This is a genomic window from Rhizobium sp. 2YAF20 (genome assembly GCF_052114685.1).
Classification (GTDB): Bacteria; Pseudomonadota; Alphaproteobacteria; order Rhizobiales; family Rhizobiaceae; genus Rhizobium.
The window spans coordinates 1-11023 of record NZ_JBFRFF010000079.1; the positions used below are offsets into that span (position 1 = coordinate 1).

Genomic DNA, 11023 nt, shown 5'->3' on the forward strand with positions numbered 1-11023 from the left:
CAGGGCTCCGGTGGGGAACCCTCGTTCAAACTATGTGGCGGATAAAATCCATGCCCGATTCTAGACAGAAGACAGCCCCAGACGAACACACGGAAATGCGGTACCCAACCCGCGCATAAGAGTATGCCAGCCGTCGTCAAAATGCCCTGTCTCCTGCTTTGTTCAACAGCTTCACGCATGTGTTTTCGTCGTCAAAGCCGGAAAGGAAAGATCATGACTAAAGAGCTTGCAAACGAACATAAGAGTTTGAAGAGTAACGATCATCGACCTCTAGGAGCGTTCACGTCAATGCAAACCTTAGTTTGCTAGCGCCGCCGGTCGCCGTCTCCTACTCTTCGCAAACCGGCACATCCTTGGACTCTCGAAGCGCGGAGTCTGGCCCGAAAGGGCCGCCAGCAGGAAGCTTGGTTTCGCACGTCTGCATTCAACAATAACCAAAGGGGTTATGACAATGAATTCTGCCCTATCCACATTATTGCTCTCAGCTAGCATTTGTCTCGCCAGCACTTTAGCGGCCGCCGCTGACAACGATGCAACAGTTACACCGCTCATGAAAAAGGACCTCCCAAATTTTCCTGGCAAGGAGGGGCTGATGATATCGGTGGAGTATGGGCCGGGAGGCTCCTCTGAGGCTCACAAACATGAGGCAAATGCATTCGTCTACGTTCTGGAGGGCTCGATCGTGATGCAGCTCAAGGGACAAAAAGAAGTCACCCTATCGCCGGGAGAGGCCTTTTACGAGGGTCCTTCCGACATTCACATGATCAGCCGCAATGCGAGCAAGTCTAAACCGGCGAAGTTTATCGTTGTGCTGGTTAAGAACAAGGACGCTCCGGTTGTCATGCCCCTGAAGTGACATTCAGTCCGATGAGGAGGGACTAGATAATCGTCGCTTTCCTATTGGGGGTGACGGTCGGACGCCGCCGCCTCCGGCATCGCTTCGGATCTGGACGCCCCTTGGCAACTCAAGGCAAAACAAGATTGTGACTCGGCATAGTAGATGGAGCAGGTCGATGAAAATAACGGTCATGGGAGCAAGCGGGCGCATCGGGACGCGCCTGGTTGACAACCTTCGGCAGGAAGGTATCGAAGTCGTTGCTGCATCCACATCTCTCGGAGTGGACAGCGTGACAGGAGAAGGCCTCAAGCCAGCCATAGCGGGAGCCGACGTCGTCATCGACGTCACCAACGCCGCGTCATTTGGCGACAACTCAGCGCTGGCGTTTTTCAAGGCCTCCACCCGGAATCTATTGGCCGCTGCAGCAGAAGCAGGCGTCACGCACTATATTGCCCTCTCCGTGGTGGGTACACCGCGCCTTGTTGAAAGTGATTATTTCCGCGCGAAGATGGTGCAGGAAAATCTCATCAGGGCAGCACGACGGCCCTATACCATCCTTCATTCCACACAATTCTTCGAGTTTATCAGCGGCGTGATCGACATGGGGGTGGATGGCGAGGGTTTCCGGCTTCCGTCGGCGTCTGTAAGGCCCATAGCTGCTGACAACGTTGCCGATATGCTGGCCGAATTAGCGATGGGAACACCAAGGAACGATATAGTCGAGATTGGCGGGCGCGAGCAATTTGGTCTCGACCAAATTGCTCGTATGTACCTCACAGCAAACGAAGACATACGCCAGGTTATTACCGATGACAGCGCGCGCTACTACGGCGTCGAGCTGAACGACGACACGTTGCTGCCGATCGAGGGGACACGGATGGGTTCGCTGCGGTACGTCGACTGGCTATCCCAATCTTTGGCCAATTAGACATCAACGTGGCGTCTCTGCCTTTGCCTGCATATCGCAAAAAATTTTTTGCGAAAGTGCAATTCGTTGGATGGTTCAGTATCGATCCCCAACCATCCACGACGTATACCACTGTATATCATGCAAACCATGTCCAGTCATTGTAGCGTTATATTCGTCAGCGGCGCGATATTTCCTCCCAAGCGACCGTGGCAGACTTGCTTCGGCTGCTCTCCCCCGTCAGCGAAGCACGCGGACATCAGCCCCGTCCGCCCAGGGCCGCCTTTGATCATCAAAGACGGCCTTTTCTGTGTTTGGGCCCGCGCCACGAAACGGGGCGCGAAGACCTTGTTCCAGGCACATAAGCTACAGACCTGACCATCGCGGCAATGCAGCCCTAGACTTTCGGACAGGTCAACCGCGGCTGCAGTCTAATAGTGATCGATATGCGAGAGCGATAGAGTGGGTTCTAGAACAATCTTCCAAGGCCGCGGACGAAGCCTTCACGGATCCCTTAGGGCCCCAACTCAGGAGAAGTCAAATGCTCGAGGTTATCTGCTCCGACAGTCCGGAAGCGACTGTTCACATCATTGACGACGATCTCAACCTTAGAATGTCGCTGTTGAATTTTTTCGAATCGGCCGGAATGTGCGCCGATGCATTCGGCACAGCTGACGAGTTCCTCGACAACGCCGATCTATCATTGCCGGGTTGCATACTCCTGGATGTCAAGCTCCCCGGAATGACTGGTATCGAGCTTCAGGCTCGGCTGAAGGCGATGGGATACCCTCTTCCAATAATCTTTATCAGCGGCAACGCGAATGTGGCGACGAGCGTGTATGCCATGAAGGCAGGCGCGTTTGATTTTCTATTGAAGCCGTTCGATGGTAAGTCGCTCATCGAAACCACCCGGTTGGCTTTCGAGCGCAATCTCGAGCTGCGCGATCAGACCGCTGCTTTCCTACAATCTCGGGCGTGCGTGGAAACCTTAACGCCTCGCGAGACGGAGGTCTTTGCCTACGTGTCCAAGGGTCTGATGAACAAGCAAATCGCGTACGAGATGAAGATCAGCGAGATCATGGTGAAACTCCATCGGGGACGCATGATGAAGAAGCTGCAAGCTCGCTCCCTGGTCGACGTCGTTCGTAAATTCGACCAGATGCACCGGGCCCCACGCATGGAGGTGTTTGCTGCGCGTCCGCTTGAGGTCGAAGACCTGCACTCTTGAGCTTTGCCCGACGCTAACCGCGCTCCTCGCCATTGTTCTGCCCTTCCTCGCCGCGGCGCCGATCGCGGTTGCCTACAGATCATGCTCGTCAGAATTGCCTGGCATGCCGGAGAGCTGCCAGGGAGGGAAGATTTAACTCGGAAAATCACACCACTCTCCAAAGGAAACCAACGATGAAACTCTATTATAGTCCGCTGGCATGCAGCCTCGCTGATCACATAGCGCTTCAGGAATCGGGCGCGCCATATGAGCGCGAGCAGGTCGACCTGAAAACCAAACGGATCATGTCGGGTGGCGATTTCAACGAAATCACCCCGAAAGGGTACGTGCCGGCGCTGGTGCTGGACAACGGCGAAACGCTGACCGAAAACATCGCCATCCTCGACTGGCTGGCGAGCCAATTTCCAAAACTCGGGGGCTCCGGCCCCCTCGGGCGCACCCGCGTTCTGGAAGCGCTCACCTACATCTCAACGGAATTGCATGGAGGATTCAAGCCGATGTGGCACGCCGGCAGCGATGCCGAAAAGGCCGCAGCAAAAGCCGCCCTTACCTTTCGGTTCAAACTCCTTTCCGATAGGCTGACGACAAAATACTTGCTGGGTGACGAGCCGACTGTTGCAGATTTCTATCTGTTCGTGACGCTGCTCTGGGCCGAGCGGTTCGGTGTCGAGATTCCGCCGCGACTGGCCGAACTGCGTGCTCGGATGAAAACCCGGCCCGCCGTCCAACTGGCCATGCAGCAGGAAGGGCTGGCTGCTTAGCCGCCGAATTGCTGCACTCGGTATATCGAAAGCGAAGCATATTTGGTTGGATCCGAACCGCCCTGCCGGAGTAGATCTCCCGCAAGGCGGTTTCAGTTTTAGCGTGCGCCGGCCTGACGCATTTGCACCGGCAGAGTTTGCCACGTCCGGATCAGTTCTCCGATGGAGGCGGCCTCCATCTTGTGCATGACATTGCCGCGATGCAGCTTGACTGTCACTTCACTAATGCCGAGATCGAAGGCGATCTGCTTGTTAAGACGTCCATGCGCCACTTCATACAGCACCTCGCGCTCGCGCTGCGTCAGCGTCTCAAAACGTTCGATATTGCGCCTAGTGATCACGGCTTCCGCTCGTCGTTCGGCATCCATCGCGATGCCCGTGGTCACAGCGTCAAGCAGTGTTTGGTCCCGCACCGGCTTGGTGAGAAAATCCACAGCGCCGGCCTTCATCGCTTGGACGGTCATCGGAATATCGCCATGCCCGGTCAGAAAGATGATCGGCTTGGGGTTGCCGTTTTCCGCCAGCTGCTGCTGCAAATGGAGACCGCTTGCGCCAGGCATGCGCACATCGAGTATCAAGCAGCCGGGGCTGTCCAATATATCGGCGTCAAGCAATTCGCGGGTCGAGGCAAAGCTGACCGGCTGGAGGCCCGCTGACAGGATCAATTCCGCCAACGCTTCCCGAACAGATGCATCATCATCGACAATAGCGACGAGCGGCTGATCCTCTTCATTTCTGCGCTGCGGCGATAACGCCGCCGAACTTCGCAGCAACGGTTGGTCAACTCTCATGTCACCCTCCATCTCTCGACTTGTGTAACGCGTTGGCGATGGCCGTGAGCAGCGCCTGGGCATCGAAGGGCTTGCGAAAAAACCCGCTGATGCCTTGAGCGCGGCTCTGATCCGCTATCTCGTGGCGGCCTGTGACCAGGAATACCGGCAGTTCCGGGCGTGCCTTCTTCACTAGGTCACGAAGTTCAAAGCCGTCTATTCCAGGCATCCCTATATCGGTGATGAGCACGTCGAGGTCCGATAGTCCGTTGACGAGCAACGATGCTGCCGACGAGAAGCTGCGAGCCACATAGCCCGCAGATTCCAGAAGGTCGCCCACCGATTCAAGCATTCTTGGATCGTCATCAACAATTGCCACGACATGTCTTGTCTTGTTCATGTTCAATTCCCTCCCACTCTGCGCGAGTGGGTAATTGGTGTTTCCAATCTCTCAGCTATACGCACGAGATCGGCGAGCGATGCCGCCGCCATTTTCTGCATCACGTTCCTTCTGTGGATTTGCAGCGTGACTTCGCTGATCCCCAGCTCTGCTGCCGCCTGCTTGTTGAGAAGGCCACTCACGACGAGCGGCAGAACCTGGCGCTCTCGCGGTGTCAGCTCGAGGTAGCGTTGTCTCAGTATGCCGAGTTCAGCCCGTTCGAACCTCTTTTGCCGATCCTGAGCAATCGCTGCGTGGACCGCCGCCATAAGATCCGCATCGCTAAATGGCTTGGTCAGAAAATCCACGGCGCCGTGCTTGATCGCACGCACCGAAGATGGAATGTCGCCATGTCCTGTAATGAAGACGATCGGCGGATGAGCCCCATCCGCGATCTGCTTCTGCAGGTCGAGGCCGTTGATATCAGGCAATTCGATATCGAGGATGAGGCAGGCAGGGAGATCCGGCTTGTCCGCGTTCACATAGTCACCGGCAGATCCAAATGCGACGGCGCGTAAGCCATGCGAGTCCAAGAGCTCGCTGAGAGCTTCACGAATTCGTTCATCGTCATCCACGATGAAGATAATATGATTATCGGTTGTCATGGCACTGCCTTCATTTCAACCGGCAAGGTGAAGATGAACGTCGCGCCATGCGGTTCGTTGTTCTCCGCCCACAATCGTCCACCGTGTGACTCGACAATCGAACGGCAGATCGCCAGCCCCATGCCCATGCCGTCTTCTTTTGTCGTAAAGAATGGCTCGAATATTCTGTCGGGAAATTCAATACCCTGGCCTTGATCGCTGATGTCAGTCTGGATGACATCCCCCATATGGCGCATGCGTATCCCCAGCACTCTGTCGCCTGCAATAGAGTCCATAGCCTCCATGCCGTTGCGAATGAGATTGATCAGAACCTGCTGGATCTGGACGCGATCCATGGCAACGAGCGGAAAGTCGCCGTCGATCTTCACGTCCATCCGCACGCGACGCCGTGACGTTTCAACAGCCATCAGGCTCCGTGCTTCGTTGATCACGCTGGCGAGTGCGGTATAGATCCTCGTGTCCAGGGATTGCTTGAACAAGGCGCGAATGCGGCTGACAACATCAGCCGCCGAGTTGGCATCTCGAATGATGCGCTCTACTGTTTTCTCCGCTCGCTCAATATTTGGCGGTTCGGACATCAGCCAGCGTTGGCAGGCGTGCGAGTTTGCAACGACGGCCGCCAGGGGCTGGTTCACCTCGTGCGCGATAGAAGCCGAAAGCTCAGAGAGGCTCGCTGCCTGGCTTGCCCGTGCAAGGCTCTCTTGCGCAAGACGCAACTTTTCCTCCGCCTGAACTTCGCCGTCGATATCCAGGCAGATGACATTCCACTGAACGATCGCACCTCCGGCGTTACGCATTGGTGCAGCACGCGTCTCGACCCAGCGATATTCGCCATCGAATCGCCGCAGGCGGTGTCTACGCGCATATGGCTCGCCCGTTGCCAATGAATACCCATAGTTCTCTTTGACGCCAGCGACCTCGTCAGGATGAACGCCGGCATCGAGTGTGCCGGCCAATCGGGACTTCCCCGTTCCGTCCAGGTCTTCGAGCTTATATCCGAGGAAATCGCGGAGTTGAGGGTTGCGATAGAGCGGCTCCCCATCCGGCGCTGCGCAATCGATCATTACGGGGAGTGTCTCAACGAGCTGCCAGAGCGAACGTTCTCTCTCTCGCACCTCCTCCTCGATGCGCAGTTGATCGTCGATGTCATGCGAGAGGCCATACCACTGAACGATTCTCCCGCTCTCATCCCGCAGGGGCTCCGCACGCCCCGACATCCAGCGATAGACCCCATCCGCACGACGCAGGCGATAGTTCAGGGAAAAGGCCTCGCCGGTGGCGAAGGAATGTTCGAGCGCTTTCGCCAGTCGGACGGCATCATGGGGATGGACGAGAGCCGCTATGGCTGCTGCTAGCCCGCTCATTTCCGACCCATCGTAGTCCCCTACACCAAAGCCGAGGAATTCGATCATGCGCTTGCTGAAGAAGACCGGCTCGCCCGTCGGACTTAGCCGCCATAGTAGGCTCGGAACCAAGTCGACGAGCTGTGAGAATTCCCGCTCCCGGTTGCGTAACGCTGCCTCGGCCTTCTTGCGCTCGGTGATATCGATGAAGCCGACCAGACTTTTGTCGGCAACCGAACCGGGGCGAGCGGTCGTGAAGAGAACATCGATGACGCTGCCGTCCACGCGCGCTACCCTGGTCTCTTCCTGAAAGACTTCCTCGCCACGATACCGCGCCTCGATGGAGCGGCGTATGGTGGCAATGCTCGGCTGCCAGTAGCGGGCAATAGGCCCGAGCATCTCTCCGGCATCCTTTGCGCCGAACATCGCGATGATATGCTGGTTGACCTCTTCAACCTCCAGAGCTTCCACCGCACGCGGCAGGAATTCGGGATGTTCGTCGATGTAGGTTCTGAGTTCCGTCACACCCTGAGCCCGCAACTCCTTGAACAGGGGAATGAGCTTGCTTGCATCCACCTGGGTGAGTCCGATGGGCATATAGTGGAAGAGGTCGCGGTAGCGGCGTTCGCCTTGCTGCAAGGCCTCCTGTGCGGTCACGAGCTCGTGGATATCCACGCTCACGCCGTACCAGTGGACAATCGCACCGGTATCGTCACGCAACGGCTCTGCGCGGGTCTCAGTCCAACGATAGCTGCCGTCGGTCCGCAGCTGACGATACCTCTGAACGTAGGGGGCACCCGTTCTGAACGAATTGCTGATGTCTTGCCGAGCCGCGGCTCTGTCCTCCGGATGGATCACGCTCAGGGACGGCGAACCATCAGGCGCTGTGATATCCTCGAGCGTAGCACCCGTTACATCCCTGAACCGCTTGTTGATGTAGATCGGCGTTCCTTCGGGCGATGTCGCCCAGATCAGAGCCGGCACCGCGTCGATCAACTGCTGGAGCTCCCGCTCGCGCTCTCGCAACGCCTGCTGCGCGCGCACCTCGTCATCGATGTCGATGGCAGCCGCGTACCATTGCACGATCAGTCCCTTGTCATCCCGCAATGGCTCGGCGCGGCCCTCCATCCAGCGATAGATGCCGTCTGCGCGGCGCCGGCGATACCTTATGGTATAGGGTTCACCGGTGGCGAGGGCGCGGTCAATCACGTCCCGCATGCGCGGGCCATCTTCTGGATGGACGGTCGCCCCTATAAGGGCCGCCAAGCGGCTCATCTCTGGTTTGTCCCACGCCGCGACGTGGTCGAGGCCGATCGATTGCAACGTGCGCTTGCTGAAGAAGGTCGGCTCGCCGTTGGGCGACATGCGGCCAATGTGAACCGGGACCATATCGACGAGCAGCGACAGCTCGCGCTCACGCTCGCGCAGCGCCTCCTGCGCGCGAACCTCGTCGTCGACGTCGACATTGACGCCGTACCATCGCAGGATAGCCCCGGACTCATCTTGCAGAGGCGCAACCCGGGCCTCAACCCAGCGATAGACCCCGTCGTTCCGAATTTGCCGAAGCCTCAGGCTGTAGGGTTGTCTGGTAACAAGTGAGTCGGCCAATGCCTGTGCTGCCCTTTGCTTGTCTTCAGGATGGATCAAATTTAATGAAGCAATGCCGTCGGGCGTTCTCATATCGGCAAGGGTAGCGCCCACGATATCGGTGAACTGCTTGTTCACGTAGTCCGGCTTTCCTTCGTTCGTTGCAGTCCAGATCATGGCCGGCACAGCGTCGATCAGTTGTTGAAGCTGCCGCTCACTCTGCCGCACCGCCTCCTCGGCCTGCATCTGGTCCTCGACATCGTGACCGATGCCATACCACTGGGTGATGCTTCCGGCCTGATCCCGCATCGGCTCGGCACGGCTCGACATCCAGCGATAGATGCCGTCGGTCCGCCGCAGTCGATAGCGCATGGCGAACGTCTCGCCAGTGACAAGACAACGTCTCAAGGTAGTCCTGAGCTCAAACGCATCATCGGGATGAATGACTGTCTCTATGACCGCTTCCAGCCGGCTCATGCCCGGTTTATCCGCATCCGCTACATCCAGACCGAGAAAATCGACCAGGCGCCTGTTGAAGAAGGTAGGCTCGCCGTCGGGCCTCAGACGCCAAACGTGGCTCGGGACCATATCGACCAGTTGAGAGAGCTCCTGCTCCCGGTCGCGCAGCGCCCCTAAGCTTTGGCGCAACGTAAGCACCGCCAGTTGGTGCTGCCGGGATATCGCGGCTACGATGAGCGCTGAAAATGCCGAGATCGCCAGAAAAAGCTGCAGCATGATCTGCTTGTGTTCCTGGGACTCGGGATCGCCGGCAAACGGACTGGCGCCGGATATTGTGAAAGCGGCTGTGATCAGTGCGAGGAGGGCCAAGGTAACGGCTGCGCCTTTGAACTCGAAACGCACTGCAGCCCAAAGGAGAGGCGGCATGATGATATAGGCGAAGGGCAGGTAACCGCTCAAGGTAAGGGCGGCGACGCCAAGAAAGATCAGCCCCAGGACGCAGGCTTCAATCCAACGAACGGCCGAAAACTGGGCTTTACCGTGCCAGTTCTGGAATACGACCAGCGCCAGTGGAGCTACGATCAAGACCCCAGTGGCGTCGCCAATCCACCAAAGGGGCCAAGCCGCTCCGAAGGTTTGCGATAGTATGCCAAACCACGCAAGCGTCGCACTTCCCACCGTCGCGCTTACAACTGGCGCAATTCCTGCGCCCAGTAAGACGAATGCAAGAACTTCCCGCAGGGTTTCCAGCCGAATTGGTCGCCTCAAAATCCGGCTCACGAGCCATGCCCCGGTTACCGCTTCTAGAGCGTTGCCGACATACATCAGGAAGGCAGCAGGCAGAGGACTGTGAAACCACAGGAAATTGCTGAACAATTCAGCCAGACAACCCCCCAGAATCCACCACGGCCAGCTAAGCCTGGAGGCAAGAACAAGCGTAGCAATGAAGAGCCCGCTTGGTGGCCAAATGGAAATACCTGTTCCAGGCACGATTGCAAGCAACTGGGCGAATCCGCAGCCCAGGACATAGGCGGCAATAAAAAGACCCAGATGCCAGAATTGGGGGCGGTGCGACCAGATACGCATCATCAGCAGCTCCTGTCGGACAAAGAAAGCCAGAGGACCATCAGCGTCTCGTGCAGAATGTATTCTCGATTTTGGAGCTGGCGAACTCATGATCCGAGCGTAGTCCCGCAAGGCTCCAGTCGCAACTCATGGAAATCCATGCATTGCCGGGAGACATTGCCGCTGCGCTGCGAGCCTGCAAAGCTGGAATAGGCCGGGCGTACCGGAAAAAGTCGGCTGGGCCAGGCGGCAACATCACCTCATCAGACGTGAGTAATTGTCTCAATAGCTTCGTGCGAGATCACTCATCGTGTCCGGATCGAGCAAGATCTCGAACCACACGTCGAGTATGGTCATCGACGCGTGCAGTTTCTTGGCGTCGACATCGCTGGAAATGATGTGGGCGCTTAGTTTCGGGATGTGGTGGCGTGCGGCGATGCACTCGCGATAGCGACCGCCCAAAACCGGAACGGCGAAATAGGCACTCGCCTCGTCGAGCGAGTTAATGAAATCACCCGATCAGATCATCGAGCCCATCGCCAGGTTTCTAAGTGAAAATCCTGGCTCTCCGGCTTCCAGACGCCGCACAATAGCAACCCGATTCCTACGATCCGCCAATCGCTGTTGCGTGAACGTATCGAGACGGCAGGTATGCCGCAGCGACGCAAACCTTCGTTTATCTGTCGTCCCTCTCACTCTTTCGCTAAGCTGTCCACTGCACGTAACAAAGAACACGATGAAGTTGATGCGCTATGTGATCGCCTTCCCGTCATCATCAGTTCGCTTGCAGCAGCATAAAGTCAGTTGCACGTCCTTAGGGAGACTGTAGCCAGGCAGTGCGTCACGACCACTGGACAACATCGTCGCGAGAGATTGGACATGACGCATATTGACCTACTTTTAACGTTCAATGCGGGATCCTCGACGGTCAAGATAGGCCTGTTCGAGATCGATGGAGACAAAGCCCGCCGCGTCGGCACGGGACTGATCGATTTCCGCCGCCGCCCCCTCAGCTTCCGGC

The 11023-nt window shown here is 57.3% G+C and carries 9 protein-coding genes and 1 pseudogene; 5 read left to right on the top strand and 5 right to left on the bottom strand.

The annotated features are described in order from the left end of the window. Positions 1 to 451: 451 nt before the first annotated feature. The 4 genes from AB4Z52_RS35190 (at position 452) to AB4Z52_RS35205 (ending at position 3734) form a co-directional block, all read left to right on the top strand. Entirely contained in the window at positions 452 to 856 is a 405-nt protein-coding gene (locus AB4Z52_RS35190) for a cupin domain-containing protein (RefSeq protein WP_442222456.1), read from the top strand. A 157-nt stretch (positions 857 to 1013) separates the two neighbouring features. Beyond that, on the top strand, positions 1014 to 1766 hold the full coding sequence (locus tag AB4Z52_RS35195; RefSeq protein ID WP_442222457.1) for an SDR family oxidoreductase: 753 nt from the start codon (positions 1014 to 1016) through the stop codon (positions 1764 to 1766). Positions 1767 to 2286: 520 nt separating this feature from the next. Then, positions 2287 to 2973, top strand: coding sequence for a response regulator transcription factor (locus AB4Z52_RS35200; protein ID WP_442222458.1), 687 nt, complete (start codon positions 2287 to 2289; stop codon positions 2971 to 2973). A gap of 173 nt (positions 2974 to 3146) precedes the next feature. After that, complete coding sequence (locus tag AB4Z52_RS35205) at positions 3147 to 3734, top strand: glutathione S-transferase N-terminal domain-containing protein (RefSeq protein WP_442222459.1); 588 nt, start codon at positions 3147 to 3149, stop codon at positions 3732 to 3734. 98 nt (positions 3735 to 3832) lie between these two features. Here AB4Z52_RS35205 and AB4Z52_RS35210 read toward each other — a convergent pair whose 3' ends face one another. The 5 genes from AB4Z52_RS35210 to AB4Z52_RS35230 form a co-directional block, all read right to left on the bottom strand. Further along, positions 3833 to 4525, bottom strand: a complete 693-nt coding sequence (locus AB4Z52_RS35210; RefSeq protein ID WP_442222460.1) for a response regulator transcription factor — start codon at positions 4523 to 4525, stop codon at positions 3833 to 3835. A gap of 1 nt (position 4526) precedes the next feature. After that, positions 4527 to 4904, bottom strand: a complete 378-nt coding sequence (locus AB4Z52_RS35215) for a response regulator transcription factor (protein WP_442222461.1) — start codon at positions 4902 to 4904, stop codon at positions 4527 to 4529. 2 nt (positions 4905 to 4906) lie between these two features. Then, complete coding sequence (locus AB4Z52_RS35220; RefSeq protein WP_442222462.1) at positions 4907 to 5548, bottom strand: response regulator transcription factor; 642 nt, start codon at positions 5546 to 5548, stop codon at positions 4907 to 4909. Beyond that, positions 5545 to 10026 carry a PAS domain-containing protein gene (locus tag AB4Z52_RS35225; protein WP_442222463.1) on the bottom strand — a complete coding sequence of 1494 codons (4482 nt, stop codon included), beginning with the start codon at positions 10024 to 10026 and terminating at the stop codon, positions 5545 to 5547. The genes AB4Z52_RS35220 and AB4Z52_RS35225 overlap by 4 nt, the downstream gene beginning before the upstream one ends. 258 nt (positions 10027 to 10284) lie before the next feature. Next, complete coding sequence (locus tag AB4Z52_RS35230) at positions 10285 to 10509, bottom strand: DUF1810 family protein (RefSeq protein WP_442222464.1); 225 nt, start codon at positions 10507 to 10509, stop codon at positions 10285 to 10287. Between the two features lie 372 nt (positions 10510 to 10881). Here AB4Z52_RS35230 and AB4Z52_RS35235 point away from each other — a divergent pair. Beyond that, positions 10882 to 11023, top strand: a pseudogene (locus AB4Z52_RS35235) (acetate/propionate family kinase); the annotation flags it as partial.